Here is a 25576-nt window from a genome sequence, read left to right on the forward strand (position 1 = left end):
GTGGGCTACGTCGCTTCCTCACGCCCTCGAGACGACCATGATCCTCTATTACCAGACCCATTCGCCCTTCGCGCGCAAGGCGCTCGTTTTCGCGCACGAGGTCGGCATTGCCGATCGGCTCGAGGTCATTCATCACGAGACCAGCCCGACATTGCGCAATGCCAGCGTCTACGCCGAAAATCCGCTCGGCAAGGTGCCGGTGCTGTTGCGGCCCGGCGCGTCGCCGATCTTCGATTCCGATGTCATCTGCGCCTACTTCGACACGCTGCACGGCGGCCGCAACTTGCTGCCGCAAGACGGCGAGGCGCGCTGGCAGGCGTTGCGGCTGCAATCGGTCGCTCAGGGTCTGGCGCAGACGGGCATTGCCTTGCGCTGGGAGACGGAAAGGAGACCCGAACAGCTGCGTTATGGTGCACTTGCCGAAGGATACCGGGAAAAGATCGAGGCAAGTTACGACTGGCTCGAAAGCGTGCTGGACGACGAAGCGCTGCTTCATGTCGGCCATATCGCCTTGGCCACCACGCTGTCCTGGATGGCGTTTCGTCACCTTCCGCCTTTTCGCTCGCGGGCGGTGCTCACGCACTGGTTCGAGGCTTTCGAAAAGCGGGCATCGATGCAGGCGACGCCGCTTTCGGGCGATACGCATGATTGACCAGCGGTCGCCTTTGGGCAGCCGGCGCCAACGACGCCACTCCCGACCCTCATGCGTTAAGGCGCCCTGCAGATCCGCGGACCGTTCTCCGCGTCGATGACGATTTCCGGCCAGCCGATATCCTTCCGCAGTTCGATCGGCAGGGAAAGCAGCTCGCGCTGGCTGCGGTGACGGGCGCGGGTGGCGGCGTAGCTGGTAGCGATGCGGCCTATGGATGACAGAATGGACATGATGCTTTCTCCTCGATTGAAGCCGGCATCATCTTGTCGGCATCCCAAGGACGCGGCAAGTTCAGGCGATCCGACAGAGCGTCGAAAATTTTGCAGGGACAATGCGAAAACATGGGCCGCATCGCCATGCGGCCCATGTCTCTGGTTCCTCAGCCGCCCGCTTCGGCCACCGAGCGGAAGAAATCTTCCGGGTCCTCGACTTCGGTCAGCCGCCGCTTCTCGATCAGCCAGAAGCGGTTGCCGATGGCGCGGATGAAGGAGCGGTCGTGCGAGGCGAGCACGCAGCTTGCCTGATGCGCCAGCAGTTCGGCTTCCAGCGCTTCCTGGCCATCGATGTCGAGATGGTTGGTCGGCTCGTCGAGCAGATAGAAGTTGGGGTTGGCGAGCCTAAGCGCCAGCATCATCAGTCGCGCCTTTTGGCCTCCCGACAGCACGCCGATCCTCCGCTCCTGCATGTCGATGCCGACGCCGGCACCGGCGAGCAGCGAGCGGGCGCGCTGTTCGCCGACATCGTAGCGGCGCGAGACCATCGCCAGCGGCGTGTCGTCGCCGCTGATGCCGGACAGCGCCTGGTCGCTGTAGCCGAGCACCGTCGACGGCGTCACCTTCACGTTCTGCACGGTTTCAGGCTCAAGGATGGCGTTGCGGATCAGGGTGACAAAGCGCGACTTGCCGACGCCGTTGCGGCCGAGCAGGACGATACGGTCGCCTTGGCAGATGTGGCGCTTGCCGGTCCTGAACAGCAGCGTGCCGTCGGGTGTCTCCACCGCCGCGTCGTCGAGCGTGATCAGCACCTTGGCATGGGTGCCGCGATTGGCAAGCCGGATCGCTCCGGCCGATTTCTCGCGATGCGCCGGAGCCGCCGCCTCTTCCAGGCGCTCCGCGCGCTGGTTGAGCTGCTTGGTCTTGACCGTCAAAAGGTCGCTGCCCGAATTGATGCCGATGTTGTTGAGCTTGGCGGCCTGCCGGCGCAATTGCTGCGCCACCTTCATGTCGCGCTGGAATTTTCGCTCGGTCGAGGCGTCGACGTCGTCGAGCGCCTGCCTTGCCCGGGAGTAGGGCAGCGCAAACACGGGCGACTGTTCCGGGCGCAGGAACAGCGTCCGGTTGGTGGTGGCGTCGAGGAAGGCGCGGTCATGGCTGGCGATCACCACCGGCACCTCGCGCGGCAGCGTGTTCAGCCAGGTCTCGAGCTGGCTGATCCTGGCCAGGTCGAGATGGTTGGTCGGCTCGTCGAGCAGCAGCACATCCGGATCCGTGACCCAGACGCGGGCGATCAGCGCCAGCCTCTGCCAGCCGCCGCTCAGCGCCTGCATTTCTCGCTCGCGCATCGGCTCCGGCACGTCGAGCGAATCGAGAACCACGTCGACCCGCCACAGCTCGCTTTCGGCCTGCTCCGGCGGCAAGGCGTCGGCCACCACCTGATGGAACGTGCGGCTCAGAAGGGCTGATGCAACGGACTGTTCGACATGGCCGACGCGCAGGCCGCGCGTGCGGGTGATGTCGCCGGAGGTCGGTTCCATCTCGCCGGTCAGGCATTTGAGCAAGGTCGACTTGCCGCGGCCGTTGGCGGCAACGATGCCGAGCCGGTCGCCGGCGCCGATGGTGAGGTCGAGATTGGCAAAGAGCGGCGCACTCATGGTGACGCCGAGGGATTTGAGGCTGATCAGGGCCATCTTGATTTCTCTGGTCTTGCCGGAGACAACTCCGGTCCAATGCACTTTGACGGTGCGCGTGCTGGCCATCAGAACAGGCGTTGCGGCACCACGAAGGGCAGACCAAAAAATCGAAGCGGGAAAAACCCGGACCGTCCCTGGTCAGCCCTGCAAGCTAGCTCGCAGGGCAGAAATCGGGCCACGCTGACGATGGTGACGAAAAAACGTAAACACGTGAGCCCTCCTTTCAAAACGTTCGAGTGTGGTGATTGACTACATCAAAGGCGGGGCCGATGGCAAGGCTACCGCCTTCACCCGGCGCGGGAATGGGTCCAGCACCAGCACGCAGCCGGCGATGATCGCCACGGCACCGAGGCCCTGGATGATGGTCAGCGACTCACCAAGCATGACCGTGCCGACGAGGATCGCGACAACGGTCACGGCGAACTCGACGCTGATCGTCCTGGTGGCGCCGATGCTGGCGACCAACCGGAAATAGACGACGTAGGTCAGCGCGCTCATCACGCAGGCGAGCAGGGCCAGATAGAGAAAGTCGATGGCGCGCGGCATCGCCGGAACTGGCACGGCCAGCAGCAGAGGCAGCGTCATCAGCCCGCCGAACAGGAAGGCGGCGCTGGTGAGTTCGAGCGAGCCGGCCGAGCGCAGATGGCGGTTGGCGTAGTTGCTGCCGAACGCCGCCGAAAAGGAACTGAACAGCGAGGCGGCACAGCCGAACGCGAAAGATGCCGTGACGGGCACGGCGGGGAAGCCGACCAGGACGATGATGCCGGCGGCACCGAGCAGCAGCCCGGCCAGCCCGCGAACGGTGATGCGCTCGAGCCCCCACAACTGGCCGATGATCATCGAGAACAGCGGGATCGCGGCAACGAGGATGGCCGCCATCGCCGTGCCGATGCGCGGCGTGGCATAGGACAGGCCGATCAGCTGTGCCGCGACCGTCGTCGCGCCAACCACCGCGAAAGGCCGCCAGCCGGCGCTGAAGTCGAGCCGGCGCCTCGTTGCCCCCGCCAGCAGCAACAGCGTGATGCCGGCGATCAGCGACCGCAAAGTGACCGCACCGATCCAGCCAAAGGCATGCACCACCTTGAGCAGGACCAGGAACGACAGGCCCCAGGTGACGGCCAAGAAGACGTAGGCGGCGATGTCCTTGGGTTTCATGGTTCGTGGATCGTGGGAGTTTCTTGCGGCTGGAAGCGGAGAGGCTGCACGGCCCGTATCGTTTCGACATGCAACTGACAAGGGCAGACGCATGGTCCAGGTGTCGCAAAGCGGGAACGTCATTGCACCGAAGGACGCGCCTGCCTTCCCCTTGTGGGAGAAGGTGGCCTCGCGAAGCGAGGTCGGATGAGGGGCGTTCCAGAAAACACCAACGCATTATTCCTTCCAGCACCCCTCATCGGTCTCGGCGCTCCGCGCCGATCCACCTTCTCCCGCAAGGGGAGACGGGAGAGGTGTGCTACCTCCCCGGCCTGCCGGTCTTGCCTGGCCGGCGTTTCTCGCGGCGCGCGTCGCCGGGGTCCTCATAGGAGCCGATGCCGGCGCGCTCGCGCTTGACCGGCTTGTCGCCTTCGATCGGCGTTTCCGTGCGCCGCACGGTCATCTCGTCGAGCGAGTTCTTCTTGAACAGCGGCTTGGTCGGCTCACCGGGAATGCCGAAGTCGGAGCCGTGCGCTTCCTCGGCCGACTGTTTCTTGAACAGTGAGCGCGACACGGCGCCGGCAGGCGTAGGCATGTCGGTGCCTGGCCCCATGGCGTCGAGCGACGGTTTCGAAAATAGCGTCTTCTTCACCGGTACCGCGCCATCGGCGCCCATCTCGTCGAGCGCCGGCTTGCGGAACAGGGCCGATTTGACGCGATCGTTTGCGGTCCCCTCCGGCTTGTTGACTGCGAAAACAGGGATGTTTCCCTGGTCGTCGGCCGTCCGGTGGATGGCGCGGCCCTTGTTGTGCTTGCCCTTCTCGCGGCCCGAGACAGGGCTCTCCATATCGGCATATTTGGCCAGCGGGTCTTCGGAGATAGACAGTTCCATCTCGCGCAGCCGCTTGATCTCGTCGCGGATGCGGGCCGCCTTCTCGAAATCGAGATTGGCGGCGGCGTCGCGCATCTGCTTGTCCATGGCGTCGAGATGGGCCTTGAGATTGTTGCCCATCATGGCGCCTGCGCTGTCGGTGAACTGCGAGATGTCGGCGCGGACATGGTCCTTCTCGTAGACCGAATCCAGAATGTCCGAGATGCGCGACTTGACCGATTCCGGCGTGATGCCGTTGGCCGCGTTCCACTCCATCTGCTTTTCGCGGCGGCGGCTGGTTTCGGCCATCGCCCGCTCCATCGAGCCGGTGACCTGATCGGCATAGAGGATGACCTTGCCGTCGACGTTTCTGGCCGCGCGGCCGATGGTCTGGATCAGCGAGGTTTCCGAACGCAAAAAACCTTCCTTGTCGGCATCGAGAATGGCGACGAAGCCGCATTCGGGAATGTCGAGGCCCTCGCGCAGCAGGTTGATGCCGACCAGCACGTCGAAGGCGCCGAGCCGCAGGTCACGCAGGATCTCGATGCGCTCCAACGTGTCGATGTCGGAGTGCATGTAGCGCACGCGCACGCCCTGCTCGTGCAAATATTCGGTCAGATCCTCGGCCATCCGCTTGGTCAGCACCGTCACCAGTGTACGGTAGCCGGCCTTGGTGGTCTCGCGGATCTCGCCGACGACATCGTCGACCTGGCTTTTCGCCGGGCGCACTTCAACTGGCGGGTCGATCAGCCCGGTCGGGCGGATGACCTGCTCGGCGAAGACGCCGCCGGCCTGCTCCATTTCCCAGCCGCCTGGTGTCGCCGAGACGGCGACGGAAAGTGGTCGCATGGCATCCCATTCCTCAAAGCGCAGCGGCCGGTTGTCCATGCAGGACGGCAGGCGGAAGCCGTATTCGGCCAGCGTCGCCTTGCGCCTGAAGTCGCCGCGATACATGCCGCCGATCTGCGGAATGGTGACGTGGCTTTCGTCGATGAAGACCAGCGCATTGTCGGGAATGTATTCGAACAGGGTCGGCGGCGGATCGCCCGGCTGGCGGCCGGTCAGATAGCGCGAATAGTTCTCGATGCCGGCGCAGGAGCCCGTGGCTTCGAGCATCTCAAGGTCGAAGCGGCAGCGCTGTTCCAGCCGCTGCGCCTCCAGCAGCCGGCCGGCGCGCTCGAGTTCCACCAGCCGGTGCTTGAGCTCTTCCTTGATCGACTTGATCGCCTGGTTGAGGGTCGGGCGCGGCGTCACATAGTGCGAATTGGCGTAGATCTTGACGCTTTTCAGCTCGCCGGTTTTCTGGCCGGTCAGCGGGTCGAACTCGGTGATCTGCTCGATCTCGTCACCGAACATCGAGATGCGCCAGGCGCGATCCTCAAGGTGGGCAGGGAAGATCTCGATCGTGTCGCCGCGCACGCGGAACGAGCCGCGGACGAAGTTGATGTCCTGTCGCTTGTATTGCTGGGCGACGAGGTCGGCGAGCAGCGCGCGCTGGTCGAGCCGGTCGCCGATCTGCATCTGGAAGGTCATCGCCGTGTAGGTTTCGACCGAGCCGATACCGTAGATGCAGGACACCGAGGCAACGATGATGACGTCGTCGCGCTCGAGCAAAGAGCGCGTCGCCGAATGGCGCATGCGGTCGATCTGTTCGTTGATCGAGGATTCTTTCTCGATGAAGGTGTCGGTGCGCGGCACGTAGGCTTCAGGCTGGTAGTAATCGTAGTAGGAGACGAAATACTCGACGGCGTTTTCCGGGAAGAATTTCTTGAACTCGGAATAGAGCTGCGCGGCCAGCGTCTTGTTCGGCGCCAGGATCAGGGCAGGGCGCTGCGTCTGCTCGATCACCTTGGCCATGGTGAAGGTCTTTCCAGAGCCGGTGACGCCGAGTAGCACCTGGGTGCGGTCGCTGTTGTCGACGCCTTCGACCAGGTCCTTGATCGCCGTCGGCTGGTCGCCGGCCGGTTCGAAATCCGACACCATCTTGATGGCGATGCCGCCTTCGGATTTTTCCGGGCGGGCAGGGCGGTGCGGCGTCCACAGCACGCCGTCCTTGTGCAGGGGATTGCCGGATTCGATCAGCGCTGACAGCGCGGCGACCGTTGCGGTGACGCTGCCCGAGGCCATCGTCTCGGCGTCTTCCAGCGAAATGTCGAGGCCGGCGACCGGGTTGAGACCGGCGGCGGTACGTTCCCTGGCGGTCGCCGCGCCACCCATCGAGGTGCCGCGCGAACTGCGACCCGGCGAGGTTGAGCGCTCGGGGATCTTCTTCGATGGCTTCGGCGACTTGCCGCCATCGCCCTTGCCGACGAGACGCCCTTCTTTCTCGGCCTCCTGCTCGATCTGCTCGGCCCAATCGGCGATCGAACCGGTCAGCGGGGTGCCCGACAACTCAGGCTGCGGCATCTCGGCGAAGCCGCCTCTGTGCAGCGGCTCCGAGGCGTCGAGGAAATCAGTCAGCGGGCTGCGCCGCTTCGGTGCGGCGCGGTCGTCATTCGCCGTCGGCGGCGTTTTCTTATCGGGGGATTTGGCCATGTCCCGAATATGGGAGGTCTTGGCCAAAATGGAAAGAGTGCGGTGGGGACAGGCCTATCAGACGACGCGGCTCCTGACAGTAGGCTGTCAGGAGCCGGCGATAGGGTGTTACCGAATGCCTTTTCGCACTACGCGCCCCTAGCGGCGGATGCGACCCGCGTCGGCGAAGACGACAGGCGCGGCACCACAACGAGGCGTTTGATTTTGCCCTTCTTGAATGCGGCGAGGAAGCGCGCATAGTCCTTGAAGGCGACGCAACCGCTCGACTGGGCGTAGCGGCCCCGAAGCAGGTAGGTATGGGCCAGCAGGCCGTCGCGATTGTATTTGTTGCGGCCATCGACCGGTGTCAAGCGCAAGGCCTCCACACCATGAAAGCGCGACTCGCGCAGCGACAGATTGTAGGTGTTGGGCGGTGTCGGGCCGCGATTCTTCTGGTTGGCATAGCGCGGCTGGTCCGCCATGGCGCCGATGCCCGAATGCGCCTCGAGCCTCGAGCCGTCAGGCATGTAGACGGTGCCGGCGCTGATGTCGTAGACGGCGACGCCATTGCTGGCTCCGCTGCTGGAGCCGCCGGGCGCGTTGAACAGATTCTTGAATGCCTTGCCGAGGCCGCCCGAAGGTGTGTCCGGCTTGGCATAGGCCAGCACGTCGCCGCCATCGGCCGGCCGACCTTGCCGCGCCGGCTTGGACGGCTGGGCTTGCTGCACCGTCTCACGAACCGGTTTCTGCTGCTGGGCGGGCTTCGACTGCTGCACGACGACGGGCTTCGACGGCTGCATGACCTTGGGCTGCTGCAGCGCGTCGAACTGAGGGCGTCGGGTCGGCAACGGCACGTCGTCGATCAGCGCATCCGACAGCGAGGGGGTATCGCCGGGCTGTTCCTGTTGGGTTTCGACAGGCGAAACCGCGACATCGGCCGAGGATTCCTCAATCGGCTGTAGTGAGGCGACCTCGTCGTCGACCGGCAGCGATTGGGCGAGGGCAAGCGCCAACTGCGCGTTGTCTGGCGTCTCCCCATCCGGCTGGGCAAAGCCCATCGGCTGCGGCGCCGTCTGCACGACGACGGAGCCGGCATCCATCCGGGCGAAGCGTTCCGCCGCCGGAGCCGGCATGTCATCCGCCAAGCTGGCCATGACCTTGACGGATGGCACCAGGGATGCCTCGGCAATTTGCGGCGCGACAGTGGAAATGACGGGGCGCGAGGGTGCGTTGGCTGCGACGACAGGTTTTCCCACGCTAGCGAAGGCAGCGGCAAGCCTGGTCGGCGACAGCGACGCCTCCATGCGTTCGAAACGCTCCTGCGATTTCGATTTTACGGCCATCGGGGCTGGCTTTGCCTGGACCACGAGGCGAGCGGATTTCTCCGCCGGCGGGCTGACCCCCGCCAGCTTGAAGCAGTGGGCGCCGCATTGCACGGCATGGTCATGCAGCGCCTCTGTGCCGCCATGGGCATTGGCCAGCACGAACGGCGCCGAAGATGTCAGGAAACGTTGTTTCAGCGGATCGGCCAAGGCGAGCGACCTCGGCATCGAAAGCGTCTGTGGCAGGCCACCTGATGTCGCCGACAGCGAAGCGCCGACGGAACTGAGGCCAGCCATGGTGCCGACCAGCCACAGGCCAATGGCCGCGCTGACGCCGGGCACCGCGACCCAGCGGACGATCCGTTCAGGGGTGAGGGAAGGGGAACGTGGCGCGTCACAGGCGGTCTCGCCGTCCCAACGCACATCCCCGACAATTTTTTTACTCAAGAACGCCATGCACCAATCTTGCTCCAATCGGCTCCCACGTCCGCGGCTGTGATAGCCGCGACGACCATTCTGTGAGTGATCCCAGGTGGTCCCCGACGCGTTTGCCGCGCCTGTCGTTAGTTGCCGATTGCTTCAAAATATGGACAAAGTTGGTTAACCAATCCCTCTCAAAACCTAACGAGAAGACGTGGACTTTGTGCCCTAGAAGGCCTGTCCACGACCATGAACGCGGTATTGGAGCCCCTCCAATGCTGTTTTGCTGCCTGTTTTTGCCGCCCAAGTCAAGCAAAACAGCTCTTGCTAATTTATCCAAAAGGCCGTTCAGCGAGTCCTGCGACAACAGCGCGCGCCATTGAGCATTGCCGAAGAGGCCGTCGTGACCGGCAAAACTGTTGCCCTCCTTGCCACAATTTATCCGTCCGCACGGTCGGCTCTCGACGGCCATGACTTGTTTTGGGAGGCAGTGCAATCGGATTGAAGTGCTTGGTTTTGGCAAAGGTCACCAGCGTGTCATGCATGGTCGCAGCGCCTTCGCCCGACGCTGGCGGTGCGGCATCTCAGAAGCTGCAACATCGACCGCGACGGCGTGTGCACAGCGCGTTTCGCACGCTGGGCCGCCGCTTTGCGCCGGAGGAGGCGGAAGCAGTGCTCTATCAGGGCGCTATTTTCTAGGTTCCTTCCAGCGACCTAGTTGAACCACAGGGCGAAGGTCAGGAACCCTGCGCCGCCGAACTGGCGCTGGATCTGGTCGAAATCGTCGCTGGTCAGGATCTTGCCGCTTTCGAGATAGGGCGCGATGGCCGGGCCGGTGATCGACAGCACCAGGTCGAAGGGTTTTGGTTCGTCGAAGAAGCGCTTCATGTTGATGCCCTTGCCGGTGATGCGGAAATGCGGCAGCAGCAGACGGCCTTCCAGGAGATCCTCGGCCATGGTCAAGGTGGCGAGCCAGGCCTCGACCTGCTCCTCGCCGACTTCAAGGCCGGTGAGTGGGTTTTCGCCCTTCTGCTGCGGTCCGGGCAGCCATTCGCGATCATTGTCGGTCTCGGCGCGGATCGCTTTCCAGTCCTCGCGCGACAGCCGGATCATTTCGAGCAGGTGGCGTCGCGCCGCCTGCCGGCGTTCCGGTTCGGCCACCGGCCAGTTGACGAGATGCACCAGCGAGATGAAATCGGCAATGCGCCATTCCGACGAGAAGATGGTGCTGCCCATGTCGCCGCTCGGCGGCACGAGAATGTCCTGCAACGGCAGTTTGGCGCGCGGGAACAGCATGTGGAACGAGCCGTCGAAGGTGCTCCTGAAATCATGCGCCAGCCAGAAATCGGCCTGCGCCATCAGGAACTCGGCATAGCCCTGCAGCCAATAGCCGTCGGCGCGATCGAAGCGGAAGGTCAGAGAAGGGACTGCGTCGTCGGGCACGCTGCCGCCGCGCGATAGCGAGGCCATGATGGCGGCCATGCTCTCATCCGGCGTGATCGTGCTGTCCTCGTTGAGGTCGATGCCGACACGGGTGAGGTCGATGGCCATGCCGATATCGGCATCGGCGGGCACCGAGCCCAGCGTTGCGGCGGATTTCTCCAGCCGCTCGCGGAAGGCGACCAGAATGGCGCGGAACTGCTCGTAGGTCAGCGGCTCGGGGTTGGGGTTGTCCGGCACCGGCAGCCGCATCAAGGGTAGCATGAAGGATTGCGGGCTCTCGAAACCGTGGCGGTGCAGGCCATTGGCCAGCAGCTCCAGCGCGGTGAAGAACTCGCCTGCGCCGGCCGCATAGGCAGATGCCGGATCTTTTGGCGCGGCCGCCTCCAGCGTCGACAGGGCAGTGTCGCGCGCGGCCACGGTCTTGGCCTCGAACAAAGCGGTTGCCGCTTCGGGCATTGCGGCGCGCGCGGAAGACAAAGGCACAAGCAGGATGAAGGCGGATGCCAGCAGGCTTGCTGTTCGTGTCATCTTTTCCTCCCATGCGTTGGTCGCGCCATGCGACCATACACGTATTTGCAGCGCCGCGCCTGTCGGCGCAGATCGCCATCGTTGCACGATTGTCGACGGTTGCGCTTCAACCCTTGAGATGGACAGTCTACACAGGGCAAACGATTGGGCATGGGCGTGTCGAACTATCCGCTTTCCTACAAACTGTCGTGGCTGCCCCGTTTCCTGAAGCCGTCGCTCGGCGGCGACGTCCACGGCTTTGCGTCAGCCGCGGCAACCATGCTCGATCCACCGCCGAAGCAGGCGGTGCGGCTCGCCTTCATCGGCGACATCTCGGCGGTGGCCAACCGGAGTGCGCCTGACTGCGACCCGGCAATCAAGGCGTTGCTCGGCGCTGCCGACCTGGTGATCGGCAATTGCGAAAGCCCGATCGTGGACAGACCAAGCTCCGTGCTGGGGACAAAGCTCGGCACGCACCATGCCATGAGCGAGCGCTTTCTAAGCCAGGCGCTGGCGGCCGCCGGCATCCCACGCGAAAAACTCGTGCTGTCGCTGGCCAACAATCACGTGCTCGACCAGGGCGTCGCCGGTTTCGACGACACGCTGGCAGCGCTGAAGCGGCTCGGCATCCGTACCGTCGGCCTGGTCGCCGGCGGTCCCGTGGACGCCGTCCCCGTCGGGCCCCTGACATTGGGCTTCGCCGCCTTCACGCTTTGGCGCAACGCCAATGAAAACCTGTTCGCCGGCCGCGTGTCGATGGAGTGCGATGCAGCGCAGTGGCCGCGCCATGGTCTCGACCTTCTCTGTGCGGTACCGCACTGGGACTGGGAGTTCCGGCATTTTCCACGCGCCGAAACGCAGGCGCTGGCCAGGCGGCTGGCCGGGCAGGGCGTCGGGCTGATCGCCGGCCATCACGCCCATGTCGTGCAGCCGGTGGAGCGGATCGGTCGGACGATCGTCGCCTATGGGCTCGGCGATTTCCTCGGCACCGCCCTTGCCCGCCAGCCATGGCCGGGCCGCATCGGCGGGATCTTCGTCGTCGATGTCAGTGCCGATGCCGATACACGCGGCGCCGTTGCGTCTTACCGGCTACATCCCTTTGTGCGGCTGCGCTCCGGCGATCATGAGCGACTGGTCCTGGTGGAAGGGTTGAAGGGGCGAGTGCGCGGCAAGGTGGAGGGTCGGCTGCGGGCTATCTTTCCTTCTCCCCCAAGCCAGGACGGTGTCACCGCCTAACCGTCTGGCGGCCCCTGCAAAACCGACTATCATGCATTGGCATAGTCAGGCTTGCGGGGGTGGCGATGGAAACAGCGGATTTCATGCCGAGCGAGGCGATCACGGCCGGCATCCGGAAAGACATCGAGACCTATGAGGCGGCGAGGGCTTCGGCGGTTCGGCGGGTCCGCTGGCGGGTGCCGCTGTTCGTCGGCCTGGTGCTGGTGTTCTTGGTGCTGGTCGCCTGGCTGTTCAACAAGGTCGCCGATCCCAACGAGCAATGGTTCTCGACGCCGCATGTGTTTCTCTATGTCATTGGCTTCGCGGCATCGATCCTGCTCTACTTCCAGGCCATGAAACCGGCGAGGCGGCTGCAGCAATCGTTCCGCGAAACGCTGCTGCCGATCATCTTCGGCTTCATCGCGGATATGCGTTACCAGCATGGAGGGCGGCCGAACTCTTTCGACCGGCTGCCGCGCGAGGCGGTCGGGGCCTTCAACCGGCAGTCGTTCGACGATGTCGTTTCGGGCCGCTACGAGGAGTTTCCGTTCGAGCTTTACGAAGCAGAATTGCGGGAAGGGTCGGGCAAGGGTTCTTCGACGGCCTTCAAGGGTGTCATCGTCGCTTTCGAGGCGATCGAGCCGTTCCCGGGAATATTGGTGGCGACGCGGCGGACCAATGCGGTCGTCGGCTTCTTCCGCGGCATGTTCGCCAGCAAGATGCAGGACCTGTCGTCCGGTGTGCCGGAGCTCGACGCCGCCTATGAATTCCGCACCGACAACATCGAGGCCGCACGGCCGCTGGTGACCGGCCGCCTGGCGCAGGCACTGAAATGGCTTGGCGAAACCTGGCCGGACGATCCGGCCCGGGTCGCGCTCAACGGCAGCGACGGTTTCCTGCTGTTGCCGCAGACGAAGAATTTCTTCGAGCTGCCGGCTATCTCTGTGCCGCTCGACTACACCAGGCATGTCGCACCGATGATCGCGGACATGGGCGCCATGCTGGCGACGGCAGCACTTGTGCGCAAGATCGGCGCGAAAGACGAGATCGGTTAATCGCGTCAGCAGTCGAAGCCGTATTTGTCGCGCATGTAGTCTGCTTCTTCTTTCGACATTTTCTTGAACATCACACAGACAGTGAAGCTGCCGACCTGACGCCCGTCGCGCGTGTATCCCCAGTCGGAAATATCGCCCCTGGTGAATTCTATATTCTGGCCGAGGACGACGTTGTGCACTTTCTCCGGCTGGTTTGCCAATAGGCCGGCAAATCCGGCATCGGTGCGGCGGAACGGTATGACCCAGAAGTGTTCGGTGACGCTCCCCTCCCGCACCTTGACCTTCAATTTGAACCTGTCCGTGCCGGAGGGAGGAGCCTCGGACAAAGCCAGGAATTCATCAAGGCTGGCGAGCGCCTTCGCGGTCGCTGCCGCCATCTCGGGGTCGCCGGGAGTAAAGATCACCGTCTTGTCGTCGTCCGGATCCGTGGCTTGTGCGCCGGCCAATCCGGGAGCAAACGCCAGCATAAGTCCTATCATGGTCCGGACTGCAAACTTCATCGAGGGCCCCCTTCATCGCAACGGTTGACACCATCCGGCATCCATTCCTGGTTTGCAACCAGAGCGCGAGTTTCATTCGCTTTGCGGCCGGTTTCAACTGATCCATGAAACAAAATTTGTGCCGATGACCGGTCAGCAGTCTGTTCCGTGATGCCGCCCGAGGTGGATTGCGGCGGCTGCATGGTGGTCGAAAGCCGCCCGCCGCAATCGCTAAATGACTCTTTCCGTGGCAAGAAGTGCGCTTAGGGGAGACTGAAGCGATTGGAAATCGCGTCCGCCATCAGCAATGTGTCGGAATTAAGCCTATGATATTGTTTGCAAAAATTCACTCAACGTGATTTGCTCGGGCCGAGCTTTCCGGTCCAGTTTCGGGTTGTTCGGTGCTGTCGTTTCCCAAGATGGCAGCCCGGAAAACCGAAACAGACACGGAGTGCCAACGATGAAGAAGACCCTCGCAACCACCGTCGCTATGCTCGCCTTCCTCGGCACGGCCTATGCCGCAACCGTTCAGGGTACCATCCAGTCCGTCGACCCGACGACCAAGTCGATCACCCTCGACGACGGCAAGATCTACCAGCTGTCGCCGGACGCGGCGGTCGGAAAGCTGAAGGTTGGCGCAAAGGTGGCGGTGACTGTCGATGACAAGACCGGCATGGTGACGTCGATCAAGAAGGCTTCGTAGACGCGCGTGCGTCAGCAGACCTGCTGACTGAACTTTTCAGACCCTGTTCCACACTACCTGGCCGGTTCCTTCGGGGATCGGCCACTTTCATGGTCTTCGCCACTCAACGCCAGGCAACCAGGCGGAGCGCTGCCCCGACAGCGCCGCTATGGTTTTTGCCAAAGAGCCGCGCTATCCCTTGGCCGTCGGGGGATAGTCATGGCCGAGGAACAAAAAGGGTTTCGCCTGTCGCGGCGATTGCTGCTGGGTGCGGCTGTCGTCGGCGGCGCGGTGCTGTGGGGCGGCACCACGGTGGCGCGGCTGGCGCGCGGGCCTTCGGGACCGAAGAACGCAGGCCGCATCGCCGATATCGACGGCATCGCGCTGCCGCTGAAGCCAATTGCCAGCCCGCCGGCCTTCGATGCTTCGCTGCCGTGGTCGGCCAAGGGTGGCGACATCAACGATGCCAGCGGCCTGTCGATGACACCGGTCTATGGCGTGGTCGAGGTCACCGAGGAGGACCACATCGCCCAGGCGCTCGCCTTCGCGCGCGCCAACGGCTTGAAAGTGTCGCTGGCCGCCATCCGCCACTCGATGGGCGGCCATGCCTTCGACGACAACGCGCTGGTGCTCGACCTCAGAAAGTTCAACAAGGTGACGGTCGACGCCGCGACTAAGACCATGGCCTTGCAGCCGGGCGCGCGCTGGCATGATATCCAGAACCTTTTGCATCCCCGCTTCGCGGTGAAGGCGATGCAGTCGACCGACATCTTCTCGGTCGGCGGCTCGATCTCGGTCAACGCGCATGGCATGGACCACCAGGCCGGTTCGGTTGCCGGCTCGATCCGCTCGATGCGGGTGATGCTGGCCGACGGTTCGGTGACGACCTGCTCGCCGAGCGAGAATACCGACCTGTTCCGCCACGTCGTCGGTGGCTATGGCCTGTTCGGCGTGGTGCTCGAGGCGACGCTCGATATCGTCGACAACGTGGTCTACCGCACCTCGCGCGAAATCATCAAATCGGACGATTTCCCGAAATTCTTCGCCGATGTGCTGGAGCCGAACAAGGAGATCGGCCTGTTCTACGGCCACCTGTCGACCGCGCCGGGCAATTTCCTCGAGGACATGATCGTCTACCGCTACGACAAGGTCGCCGACCAGCCGCCGGCCGATCAGCCTGAGATCGGCGAGCCAGGTTCGGTCGGGCTGAAGCGGGTGATCATCAATCTGGCGAAATGGGGCAGCCTGTTCCAGGAGCTGAAATGGTTCACCGAAAAGACGCTGGAGCCGAAATTCGAAAGCTGCACGGTGGCGCGCACCTCAGCCATGGCCGAAGGCGAGGCCTGTCTTGTCACCCGCAACAACCCGATGCACGATTCGGTGCCCTATCTGTTCAACGATCAGATGGATGAGACCGACATCCTGCACGAGTATTTCATCCCGCGCGCCGCCTATATCGAGTTCATCACCGAGGCCCGCGAGATCCTGCGCAACCAGCCGTTGCCGGTGCTCAATGCCTCGGTGCGCATCGTCCACAAGGAGGATGTCGCGCTGACCTACGCGCCGGAGCCGGCCTATTCGCTTGTGCTCTACATCAACCAGCCGACCGATGCCGACGGCAATGCGAAAATGCGGACGCTGACACGGGCGCTGATCGACGTGACGATCAAGCATGGCGGGCGGTTCTTCCTGCCCTACCAGCTGCACTACACCGCCAGGGAATTGCTGGTCTCCTATCCCGAGCTGCCGGCCTTCCTCGCCTCGAAACGGCAATATGACCCGACGGAACTGTTTTCCTCGACCTTCTACCGTGCCATCAAGGCACTGAGCGGGGTGGCGTAGACGTCAGGAGAACAACCAATGCGGATGGTATCGGCGGCGGCACTCACCCTCATCGCGCTGTGCGCTGGACCGGTCCACGCCGAGGATCTCAAGGCTTTCAAGCTGACCATCGACGGCGTGACGGTCGACATCGATCCCGGCGAAAGCACTGATGTGACGCTGCCGGGTGGCAAACAGAGCAAGGTGACGCTGGAGCGCAACGACTTCGCCACCTTTTCCGGCGACAGTTTTTCCTTCGTCCATCCGAGCGACATTTCGGTGACCAAGACCGATCTCGGCGAGAACATCACGCAGTATCTGATGGCCTCGGCGCTGGGCACGATCGTCGTCGTGCAGGAATACGGCAAGATGAATCCGGTGTCGCTCAACCAGCTGATGCTGCAGGAGATGACCAAGGAATCGGTGCAGGCTGGTGCGACGCTGACGCAGGAGCCGACGACGCGCAAGCTTGCCGACGGCAAGCAACTGACCGGCATTCTCGCCAAGGTGAAGACACGCACCGGCACCGCCGATTTCGAGATCGTCGGCTTCGGCCTTGCCGATCGGGGGCTGCTGTTCATCACCCGTGTTGCCGGCGAGGACGCGGCGACCGAAAAGCCGTTGATCGACAAATTCTGGCAGAGCTTGAAGGTCAAGCTATAGGGATCAGAGGCCCTTCGGCACCAAGCCAGCCAGCCAGTTCGCCGAACGTTTCGCCATGTCGGCGGTCGCTGAGGCGGCGCGGCCAAGATCGGTCTTGACCACGGCGTAGCCGTTCTTCGTGCGATAGAGCACGCCGGTTCCGCCATCGACCACTTGTTCATAGGCGACGGGCCGGGCGGCGGCCGCTTCCATGGCCGTCGTCGGCGAGCCGACGGGAACGCTCGGCCGATGGCTCAATTCCGGCGGCAGCGGGCTTTCGGGCTCAACCGCCCGGCTGGCGGGCTTCAGTTCAGGTCGGGACGCGGTCGCAGCCAGCTGCGAAGAGGACGAGGAGCCCTTCGCGCGGCAAATGCCGGAGATGAGCGGATAGTTGAAATTGCGCTCGTGCAGCATCTGGCTCTTCATCGCCGCTTCGCACTCGGCGACGGTCGACCACTTGGCCGGTGTCTCGCCGATATATTCGCAAAGCTTGGCGTCGCAGTCGCAGCCGACGATGGTCATGGCGACAAGGGCGGTCTTGATCACGGTCTTGTCCCTTCGAGATGCCCCTTGGCAGCCCACTTCAGCGCATGTCGTTGTCCCTGAACCGGTATCCACTCTTGGGTGACATGCAACCATCAATCGCGCGCGAACAAGGCGGGATTTGGCCGCGATTGTGGAATGAGCGTGGCGGAGCGCCGAACAGTCGAACTATCGCGTGGCCGGCAAGATTCGCTTGAGGAAATTCGCGATCAGCCGCACCACGTCGTGCGGTCGTTCGACCTGCGGGATGTGGTTGACGCCATCGAGAACCGCCAGTTCGGCATGCGGAAACAGCGAGGCAATCTCTTCACCCTGTTGGAGAGGCGTGGTCGTATCCTGTCGTCCCCAGATGACGAGAACGGGCGGCGTGAAGGTACGATAGTTCGCGGGGTTGGCGGCCAGGGATTTTCGCTCGTCGTTGAACAGGCCGGTAAACAGCCAGTGGCCAACCGCATTGGTGGTGCCTTCAACATTGAGAGGCCTTGCGTAGATCGCGATACGTTCGGCGGTGACCACGTCGTCGTTCTCAATGAAGGAGCGCAGGCCCGGTCCGACCATAAGCGGGTTGGTGAAGGTCGAGGCGGTCAGCAACTGGCGTGGCCAGTCGCTGTTCAGGAAGGATGCGAACGGCAGGGCCGGTGCCTCGGTCCGGCCGAGGCCAAGTGCCACGTCGAGCAGGATCAGCGCGTCGATGCGAGCCGGGGCCGAGAAGGCCGCTTCGATCACGCCACCGCCGCCATAGGAGTGGACACCGACACTGAAATGGCGAAGGCCGAGCGCGTCGGCGAAACCGAGGACGCGTCTTGCGTGGGCGGCGCGCGAATAATCCTGGTCGGCGGGTCTCTCCGAATAACCAAAGGGAGGCATGTCGGGCGCTATGACGCGAAAGCCCTGTTCTCCCAATGGCGCGGCGATATCGCGGTATGTCTCGGCCCAGGAGGCCGTGCCGTGGAACAGGAGCAGCGGCGGCCCATCCTGGGGCCCCCAGACCTGATAGTGAATCTTCAGGCCGTCGACCGTCACGAACAGCGCTCCCGCCGGGGCTGCTTCCTCGGGTGACAGGTTCTCGCGCAGCGCCGCGGCGCCACGAAAACCGACAAGCACGACCACAATGAGCACGACCAGCGTGAGCGCGAGCCAGCCGACGATGCGGATCAACCGACGCATGGCCAGACTATCGTCTCAATAATCATAGACGTGTTCGAGCCTGGCGCCTGACTTGATCAGAGCCGGCAGCACGAGATGCAGCTTGCGCACCGCGACGGTCAGCCCGGTGCGGCGTGTGGCTGGATCGGCCGGCAGCGGATAGCTGAACAGGATGCGGATGCCATCGGGGACAGCGATCGAGTCGGTGGAGAGCACGGTGACCATGATCTCGTCATTGCCGCCGATCTCGACGAAGGAGACGCCCTTGTCGATCAGGCGCGGGATCATCTGCGTAAACACCTGATAGCGTTTGGTGACGAAGACGGTGCCGTCTGCGCCGAAGTCGCGCTCGAGCAAGGTGTCGGGCTCGTTGTGCGTCGCTTCGCCGACCGGCCCCTTGGCCCAGACGTGGATATCGAGGAAGGCTGGTGGGGATGTGGCTGCGAGTGCCTGCTTGATCAGGTCGGCGTAGCCCTGCTTGATGGTATCGGCGAGGCCGAACGCAAGCTTGCGTTCGCTGGTGCGGATGGAGCTGTCGCCCGGCGCTGGCTGCACGGCAAACAGGCCGGCGCGCTTCTCGGCATAGGGAAATTGATACCACGGCACCTGGTCGAGGAAAGCGGCATAGTCGGCCGCCACCTTGGCCTGATAGATGTCGGCGGCGGTGCGTTTGCCGGCGGTTGCCTCGGTGATGCGGCCGACGGTGTTCTCATAGGCCCATTGCAAGATATGTTCGATGCTGTGGCTGGTGCCGATGATGACCAGCATCTGGTGGTTGGCGAAGTTGAACTTGTAGGGAGAGCTGGCGCGGATCACCATGGCGTAGTCCTGCCAGAAGCGGCCAACATAGGACCAGTAGGGAAAGCCGCTCGGCTGGTTCTTGTCGACGAAGCCGGCATATTCGCGCGCGGCGTAGACGATCGCCCATTCCGGGTAGGTGAGGAAGGTCGATTCCTCCGGCCTCTGGTAGCCGGGGATTTCGGTGCGAACCTTGTCGGCCAAGGCCTTTGGCGGAGCGCCGTCGGCAATACCGGGCAGCGGCGCCTTGTCGAGTGACGACGTGGTCAGGAAGCCATAGCTCAGCCCGACGATCGGGATCAGGATGACGATGACGATCAACCACAGGATCGCCTTGATGATGCGCTTCAGCCAGCGGAACAGGAACATGCCCGATCAGGCCGTGGCGAAGTGGTCGTGTATGCGCTTCGACAGCCAGAAGCCGACATAGACGGCGAAGCCGCCGATGACGATGTGCGGCAGGTTGGCGAAGAAGCGGGCCGGGAATTCGATATCGTTGAGGGAGCGGAAGCCGTTGATGAAGATGCCGGCATCGAGGCAGCCGGAACCGGTGACCAGGCCGAGGACGCCATCGAACAGATAGACCGAGCCGAACAGCTTGAAATAGAACACGGCCTGGCGGTGCGAGATGAAGGCAGCGGCCAGCGCCCAGACGCCGGAGAAGGCGTGCAGCAGGTCGTCATACCATTGCAGCGAGAACAGGCCGAACAGATTGCCGTTGGCATCGTTGAACGCCGGTATGTAGCCGATGGCGACGACGCTGAAGAACAGGAAAGCATAGGCAACGGCAAGCTTCTGGATCAACGTCATGAAGTATCCCCCTTCTGCGAGCCTGTTTTGCAAACAGACTCTGACGACGCAGCAATACTAACCGATTTTGGCGCGCGGTGAAGCGGCGCCGGCAAGATCACCGGCAAGGACATGGAGGGGAGAAAAAGACAGTCGGCGCCGGGATTTCTCCCAGCGCCTCCCTGTCAGATCAGGACACGGTCGCGGCAGCAACTTCCGCAAAGTCGTCGCGCCATGCCGGCCTTGATTTTGACGGTCCTGCCAGTCCGCCGCCCGAGAGCAGCGTCCGTTCGGGACCACGCCGGTCTACACCCTTGCGGGCTTTGCCCTGCGCACCATCGAAGGTTTTTGCCGTCCTTCATGGCAGCATCGGTCCGCCGTCGGCGTTGGCACGCTTTCCGCGGCCCCGTAGGTCTCGGCATCCGCCCCTCGAACAGGCGAGCCTGCTCTTCGATCTGGGCCGTACGGGCCTCAGGAAATCCGCCTTTCACTTCGCCTTTCGGCTGGGCGATCGGTAGCCGCCTGAGATGGGTTGAACTTACGCCGGGTAAGGGTCGTGGGGAATGGCCGCGGCCCTGTGGATAACGGGGTTATCGGGGATCAACCAGGGATAACGCGACTTCCTGATCCGTCATGGTGAGCGGTATCCGCGGACATTCGGCCTTGCCCTGCCGGCGGGCGCGGTCTTCAATGCCGGCAAAGGATTCTCGAGGCGCCGGGCGCCGTGATGTCCCTGCGGGAGGATGTGCTTGAAAGTCGGGGTGGTTCTCAATCCGATTGCCGGTGGCGGCCGGTTGAAACGGCATTGGCCTGAGGTCGCCGCATCGCTGAAAAAGCATTTCGGCGATTTCGAACTGCGCGAAACGCAGGCCGAAGGCGACGCTGAGCGGCTGGCGCTCGATCTCGCGGCGAGCGGTTTCGACCTGGTGATCGCGGCGGGCGGCGACGGCACCGCCAGCGAAGTGGCCGACGGGCTGCTGCAGGCGTCCAAGGAAAGCGGCAGGACGACCGAGCTCGGCCTGCTGCCGTGCGGCACCGGCATCGATTTCGCGCGCGGGCTGGGCCTGCCGAAAGAGGTGGATGCGGTGCTGAAGCGGCTAGCCGAGGCCAAGGCTCGGAAGGTCGACGCCGGACGCATCTGCTACATCGACGACCATGGCGCGCTGGCCAGCCGCCACTTCATCAACATCGCCAGCCTCGGGCTGTCGGGCGCCACCGACCGCGCCGTCAATGCCGACAAGCGCAAGGGCAAGATGTCGGCCAAGGCGCTGTTCCTGTGGCGCACCGTGGTCGAGTTCGTCCGCTATCGGTTCCAGGATGTCAGGATCACGGTGGACGACGGCGCGCCGGTCGAAGCGCGCATGGCGCTGGTGGCTGTGGCCAATGGCAAGTTCTTCGGCGGCGGCATGATGATCGCGCCGGATGCCGAGTTGACAGACGGGCAGTTCGACATCGTCATCCTGCGCGCTGCCGGCAAGCTGAAGCTGATCTGGGATATCCGGCTGCTCTATGGCGGACGCCACCGCAACCATCCGGCGATCACAATCCTGCGCGGCAGGAAAGTGGTGGTCGAGCCGCTCGGCGATGTCGAGAAGAACGGCGCGATGGTCGACATAGACGGCGAGTCGCCGGGACGCATACCCGCGACTTTCGAGATCCTGCCCGGCGCGCTGACACTCAGGTACTGATTCAAGTCGTTAACAGATCGATTCAGGTGAATCCGGTGATGGGCCCAACACCCTGAAATCGCTTGATTTCCTGCTGGCGTCAGACTTCGAGCTTGGCCGGAAAACCGGGCGCGCGCAGGTCGGTGCCAACGGCATCTTCCAGCAGCTTGACGATCTGGGTCGACCAGGCGCCGCCGCCATAGGCCGCCTTGCCTTGTTCAAAAATCGCGTTGACGCGCGATGCCAGGTCGAGCGGCACACCGGATTGTTCAGCCATGGCGAGCGCGAAGCCGAGGTCCTTCAGCGCCAGGTCCATGGTGAAGCCGATGTCGTAGGAGCCGTTGAGAATGAGCTGGCTTTCGGTCTCGTGGACGAAGCTGTTGCCGGAGGAGGCAACGATGGCGTGGTAGGATTGGGCGAGGTCGAGCCCGCCCTGCCTGGCCAGCATCAATGCCTCGCCGGCGGCAACGAGATGGATGAAGGCGAGCATGTTGGTGATCACCTTGATCACCGCCGCCGAGCCGACCGGACCCATCAGGAACGACTTCGCGCACATCGCTTCGATGGCCGCGCGGTGGCGCGCATAGAGCGCCGCGTCGCCGCCGACCAAAGCGGTGATTTTCCCAACCGCCGCCAGGTGCACGCCGCCGGTGACCGGGCATTCCAATGTGTCGATGCCGTTGGCTGAGGCGAGGGCTGCAAGGCGCACGATCTCGTCGCGGCCATTGGTCGACATCTCGATCCAGCTGCCGCCCTCGGGCAGTCCTTCGAGCAATCCGCCGGGGCCAGCTAGCACCGCTTCGCTGACTTTGGGCGAGGGCAGGCATGTGATGGCGTTGCCGGCTCTGGCGGCAGCCTCGGCGGGACTGATGGCGGCTGTGGCGCCGAGCGCGACGAGGCGCTCGACGGCGGCGGGATCGCGGTCGAAGACGGTGACGGCAAAACCGTTGCGGATCAGGCTGGCGGCAAGGTTGCCGCCGAGATGGCCGAGGCCGATGAAGGCGTAGCTTTCGCTCACGGCATCAGCGGCGTCTGCATCATCTGCAGGTGCAGCTCCTTGCCGGTGTAGGGATGCGCGTCGCAGACCGCTTCGTTGAGCTCGACGCCAAGGCCGGGCTCCTTCGACGGGATGACGTTGCCGTCCTGCCATTCGATCTTCTTCGTGAGCAGCGTCGCGTGAAAACCATCCCACTGTTTCAGCGATTCCAGGATGAGGAAGTTGGGCAGCGTCACCGCCAGCTGGATGTTGGCGGCACCCACGATCGGTCCGCAATAGCAATGCGGCGCGACCTGGATGTGGTAGGCCTCGGCCATGGCGGCGATCTTCTTGGTTTCGAGAATGCCGCCGGAACGGCCGAGGTCCGGCTGCAGGATGGTCGCGGCACGGTTCTCAATCACCCGGGCGAACTCGAACTTGGTCGTCAGCCGCTCGCCGGTGGCGATCGGGATCGATGTGCCACGAGCCACCTGCGCCATCACTTCGGGCATGTCGGGCGGCACCGGCTCCTCGAACCACAGTGGGTCGTAGGGTTCGATGGCGCGCGCCATGCGCAGCGCGCCCGATGCGGTGAACTGGCCGTGGGTGCCGAACAGGATGTCGGCCCTGGTGCCGACCGCCTCGCGGATGGCCTTGATCATGCGGGTGGACAGGTCGATGTCGACAAGGCGCGGCTGGTGGCCATCGAAGGCGGTGTAGGGGCCGGCCGGGTCGAGCTTGACGGCGTTGAAACCCTGCTCGACATATTCGAGCGCACAGGCAGCGGCGAGATCGGGGTCGTTGTAGACGTTCTTGCCGCGCGCATCCTCGGAGTGAACGCTGCCGGTGTGCGGGTAGAGGTAGGTGTAGGAGCGCAGCGTCTCGTGCACCTGGCCGCCGAGCAGTTTGTAGACCGGCTTGTTGGCCTCCTTGCCGATGATGTCCCAGCAGGCCATTTCCAGCGCCGAGAAGCAGCCCATGCCGGACACATCCGGCCGCTGGGTGAAGCCGGACGAATAGGCGCGGCGGAAGAAGTTCTCGATGTCGTGCGGATCGCGGCCGATCAGATAACGCTCGGCCATGTCCTCGACCATTTTCGCCGTGACATGGGCGGAGAAGGTGGCGTTGTAGGCCTCGCCATAACCGACCACGCCGCCATCGGTGGTCAGCTTGACGAAGATGAAATACTTGCCGCCGATGCCGGGCGGCGGGTTGCTGACAACCCAGGTCTTGACGTCGGTGATTTTCATTCTTGGTCCTCCAGAACCAGTTCGGCGCCCTTCCAACCGGTCATGATCGAGGCGGCGTTGGTGTTGCCGGTGATGTTGTCGGGAAAGATCGAGGCGTCGATGACGCGCAGGCCCTCGATCCCGTGCGCCTTGAGGCGTGGATCGACGACGGCGCGCGAGGGATCAGGCCCCATGCGGCAGGTCGACACCGGGTGATAGACGGTGCCCGAGCGCTTCCGGAAATCCTGGATCAGGTCGGCGTCGGAGGTGATCGACGGGCCGGGCAGAACCTCTTCCTCGATGATCTCGGCCATTGCCGGCATCGAGGCGATCCTGCGCACGAATTTTACCGCGTCGAGCATCTCGGCGACGTCGGCCTCAGTCGAATAGGCGTTAGCCGATATCCTGGGATAGTCGCGCGGGTTGCTGGAGCGGATCATGATCTCGCCACGGCTCGACGGGCGGCAGTTGGACAGGCCGATGGAAAAGCCCGGCCACGGATCGGGCGTCAGGATCGGGCGCTCGCCGCTCTTTGGAATGACGGTCGAGAAGGCCTGGAAATAGAGCTGCATGTTGGGGCGGGTCGCGGCCGGATCGGTGCGGAAGAAGCCGCCGGCATTGTTCATCGACAACGACAGCGGCCCCGAACGCGTCAGGATGTATTGCATGCCGACCAGCAGTTTGCCCCACCATGGCCGCAGCGTCTGGTTGAGCGTCGGCAGCCTGCCCTTGAAAGTGTAGTTGATGCCGACATGGTCCTGCAGATGCGCGCCGACGTTTTCGTTGGCGTGGACGATGGGAATGCCGAGACCGCCCAGCAGAGCAGACGGTCCGACGCCGGACAGCTGCAGAAGCTGCGGCGAGTTGACCGAGCCGCCGGACAGAATGACCTCGCGGCCGGCGCGCGCCGTCCTGGTCTCGCCGTTCTGCAGATATTCGACGCCGACGGCGCGCTTGCCTTCGAACAGGACCCGGGTCGCCAGCGCATTCATCTCGACGCGGACGTTGGCGCGCTTCATCGCCGGGCGCAGGAAGGCGCGCGCCGCCGACATGCGACGGCCGTTGCGGGTCGAGATCTGGTAGACGCCGACGCCCTCCTGGGCGGCGCCGTTGAAATCCGGGTTGAGCGGCAGGCCGGCCTGCTGGCCGGCGGCGAGATAGCGCTTGGTCAGCGGATGGACGGCGTCCGAACAGTCGGTGACATGCAGTGGGCCGCCGACCCCGCGCCATGCGTCGGCACCGGCCTGATTGTCCTCCAGCGCCTTGAAGGCGGGCAACAGGTCGTCATAGCCCCAGCCGGGATTGCCAGCGGCTGCCCAGGCATCGAAATCCTCGCGCGCGCCCCGGATCCAGACCATAGCGTTGATCGAGCTCGAGCCGCCGAGCAGCTTGCCGCGCGGCCAGTGGTCGGCATTGCCGGCTAGGCCCGGGTCCGGCTCGGCCTTGTAGTTCCAGTTGACCGCGGGATCGAAGAAGGTCTTGCCGTAGCCGAGCGGCATCTGCACGTAGAAGCGGCGGTCGGTGCCGCCGGCTTCCAGCACCAGCACGGAAAATCGCCCCGAGGCCGACAGTTTGTCCGCCAGGACCGAGCCGGCCGAGCCGGAGCCGACGATGATGAAGTCATAGGTCTGCATGATTGGTGGGCGGCTCCGGAAATCCGGCTGCAGCCTAGACGCGGCGGGCGCGCAACGACGCCGCGCCATCCGGCATGCGTTGTGAAAAAAGCGACTGCCGATACAAGGTTTGGATTGAGAGGCTGACA

The 25576-nt window shown here is 63.8% G+C and carries 21 protein-coding genes; 7 read left to right on the forward strand and 14 right to left on the reverse strand.

The window, feature by feature from the left end; all coding sequences use genetic code 11:
* The first annotated feature begins 37 nt into the window (after positions 1 to 37).
* Positions 38 to 652 carry a glutathione S-transferase family protein gene (locus AC1RZR_RS13120; protein WP_477270303.1) on the forward strand — a complete coding sequence of 205 codons (615 nt, stop codon included), beginning with the start codon at positions 38 to 40 and terminating at the stop codon, positions 650 to 652.
* Between the two features lie 56 nt (positions 653 to 708).
* On the opposite strand, the gene AC1RZR_RS13125 is transcribed toward AC1RZR_RS13120, so the two are convergent.
* From AC1RZR_RS13125 to AC1RZR_RS13150, 6 genes are all read right to left on the reverse strand, one after another.
* The gene (locus tag AC1RZR_RS13125; RefSeq protein ID WP_477270305.1) at positions 709 to 882 is read right to left on the reverse strand and encodes a hypothetical protein; all 174 of its coding nucleotides are present in this window, start codon (positions 880 to 882) and stop codon (positions 709 to 711) included.
* 149 nt (positions 883 to 1031) lie between these two features.
* Positions 1032 to 2558 (reverse strand): ABC-F family ATP-binding cassette domain-containing protein, encoded by a 1527-nt coding sequence (locus AC1RZR_RS13130; protein ID WP_477270307.1) that lies wholly within the window; start codon positions 2556 to 2558, stop codon positions 1032 to 1034.
* Between the two features lie 252 nt (positions 2559 to 2810).
* Positions 2811 to 3716, reverse strand: a complete 906-nt coding sequence (locus AC1RZR_RS13135; RefSeq protein ID WP_477270309.1) for a DMT family transporter — start codon at positions 3714 to 3716, stop codon at positions 2811 to 2813.
* 298 nt (positions 3717 to 4014) lie between these two features.
* Entirely contained in the window at positions 4015 to 7101 is a 3087-nt protein-coding gene (gene uvrB, locus AC1RZR_RS13140; RefSeq protein WP_477270311.1) for an excinuclease ABC subunit UvrB, read from the reverse strand.
* A gap of 128 nt (positions 7102 to 7229) precedes the next feature.
* Positions 7230 to 8858 (reverse strand): DUF2778 domain-containing protein, encoded by a 1629-nt coding sequence (locus AC1RZR_RS13145; protein ID WP_477270313.1) that lies wholly within the window; start codon positions 8856 to 8858, stop codon positions 7230 to 7232.
* A gap of 678 nt (positions 8859 to 9536) precedes the next feature.
* On the reverse strand, positions 9537 to 10793 hold the full coding sequence (locus tag AC1RZR_RS13150; RefSeq protein ID WP_477270315.1) for a hypothetical protein: 1257 nt from the start codon (positions 10791 to 10793) through the stop codon (positions 9537 to 9539).
* Between the two features lie 156 nt (positions 10794 to 10949).
* On the opposite strand from AC1RZR_RS13150, the gene AC1RZR_RS13155 reads away from it, so the two are divergent.
* Entirely contained in the window at positions 10950 to 12008 is a 1059-nt protein-coding gene (locus AC1RZR_RS13155; protein ID WP_477270947.1) for a CapA family protein, read from the forward strand.
* 65 nt (positions 12009 to 12073) lie between these two features.
* Positions 12074 to 13042, forward strand: coding sequence for a hypothetical protein (locus AC1RZR_RS13160; protein WP_477270317.1), 969 nt, complete (start codon positions 12074 to 12076; stop codon positions 13040 to 13042).
* A gap of 5 nt (positions 13043 to 13047) precedes the next feature.
* Here the strand turns inward: AC1RZR_RS13160 and AC1RZR_RS13165 are convergent, their stop codons facing one another.
* Positions 13048 to 13542: a YegJ family protein gene (locus tag AC1RZR_RS13165; protein WP_477270319.1), complete on the reverse strand. Its 495-nt coding sequence runs from the start codon at positions 13540 to 13542 to the stop codon at positions 13048 to 13050.
* A 439-nt stretch (positions 13543 to 13981) separates the two neighbouring features.
* Between AC1RZR_RS13165 and AC1RZR_RS13170 the strand changes: the two genes are divergently transcribed.
* From AC1RZR_RS13170 to AC1RZR_RS13180, 3 genes are all read left to right on the forward strand, one after another.
* Positions 13982 to 14224: a DUF1344 domain-containing protein gene (locus tag AC1RZR_RS13170; protein ID WP_379100806.1), complete on the forward strand. Its 243-nt coding sequence runs from the start codon at positions 13982 to 13984 to the stop codon at positions 14222 to 14224.
* 198 nt (positions 14225 to 14422) lie between these two features.
* The gene (locus AC1RZR_RS13175; protein WP_477270321.1) at positions 14423 to 16045 is read left to right on the forward strand and encodes an FAD-binding protein; all 1623 of its coding nucleotides are present in this window, start codon (positions 14423 to 14425) and stop codon (positions 16043 to 16045) included.
* A gap of 18 nt (positions 16046 to 16063) precedes the next feature.
* Positions 16064 to 16687, forward strand: coding sequence for a hypothetical protein (locus AC1RZR_RS13180; RefSeq protein WP_477270323.1), 624 nt, complete (start codon positions 16064 to 16066; stop codon positions 16685 to 16687).
* A 3-nt stretch (positions 16688 to 16690) separates the two neighbouring features.
* Here AC1RZR_RS13180 and AC1RZR_RS13185 read toward each other — a convergent pair whose 3' ends face one another.
* From AC1RZR_RS13185 to AC1RZR_RS13200, 4 genes are all read right to left on the reverse strand, one after another.
* The gene (locus AC1RZR_RS13185; protein ID WP_477270325.1) at positions 16691 to 17212 is read right to left on the reverse strand and encodes a hypothetical protein; all 522 of its coding nucleotides are present in this window, start codon (positions 17210 to 17212) and stop codon (positions 16691 to 16693) included.
* A 165-nt stretch (positions 17213 to 17377) separates the two neighbouring features.
* Complete coding sequence (locus AC1RZR_RS13190) at positions 17378 to 18376, reverse strand: alpha/beta fold hydrolase (protein WP_477270327.1); 999 nt, start codon at positions 18374 to 18376, stop codon at positions 17378 to 17380.
* A gap of 15 nt (positions 18377 to 18391) precedes the next feature.
* Positions 18392 to 19522: a hypothetical protein gene (locus AC1RZR_RS13195; protein ID WP_477270329.1), complete on the reverse strand. Its 1131-nt coding sequence runs from the start codon at positions 19520 to 19522 to the stop codon at positions 18392 to 18394.
* 6 nt (positions 19523 to 19528) lie between these two features.
* Positions 19529 to 19963, reverse strand: coding sequence for a hypothetical protein (locus AC1RZR_RS13200; RefSeq protein ID WP_477270331.1), 435 nt, complete (start codon positions 19961 to 19963; stop codon positions 19529 to 19531).
* 728 nt (positions 19964 to 20691) lie between these two features.
* Here AC1RZR_RS13200 and AC1RZR_RS13205 point away from each other — a divergent pair.
* Entirely contained in the window at positions 20692 to 21630 is a 939-nt protein-coding gene (locus AC1RZR_RS13205) for a diacylglycerol/lipid kinase family protein (RefSeq protein WP_477270333.1), read from the forward strand.
* Between the two features lie 79 nt (positions 21631 to 21709).
* Here AC1RZR_RS13205 and AC1RZR_RS13210 read toward each other — a convergent pair whose 3' ends face one another.
* From AC1RZR_RS13210 to AC1RZR_RS13220, 3 genes are read right to left on the reverse strand one after another with little or no spacing between them, the layout of a single operon-like run.
* Positions 21710 to 22627 (reverse strand): NAD(P)-dependent oxidoreductase, encoded by a 918-nt coding sequence (locus AC1RZR_RS13210; RefSeq protein ID WP_477270335.1) that lies wholly within the window; start codon positions 22625 to 22627, stop codon positions 21710 to 21712.
* Positions 22624 to 23835: a mandelate racemase/muconate lactonizing enzyme family protein gene (locus AC1RZR_RS13215; protein WP_477270337.1), complete on the reverse strand. Its 1212-nt coding sequence runs from the start codon at positions 23833 to 23835 to the stop codon at positions 22624 to 22626. Before AC1RZR_RS13215 ends, AC1RZR_RS13210 begins: the two co-directional genes overlap by 4 nt.
* Positions 23832 to 25448, reverse strand: a complete 1617-nt coding sequence (locus AC1RZR_RS13220; RefSeq protein WP_477270339.1) for a GMC family oxidoreductase — start codon at positions 25446 to 25448, stop codon at positions 23832 to 23834. Before AC1RZR_RS13220 ends, AC1RZR_RS13215 begins: the two co-directional genes overlap by 4 nt.
* Positions 25449 to 25576: the final 128 nt, after the last annotated feature.

The organism is Mesorhizobium bavaricum (genome assembly GCF_056781655.1).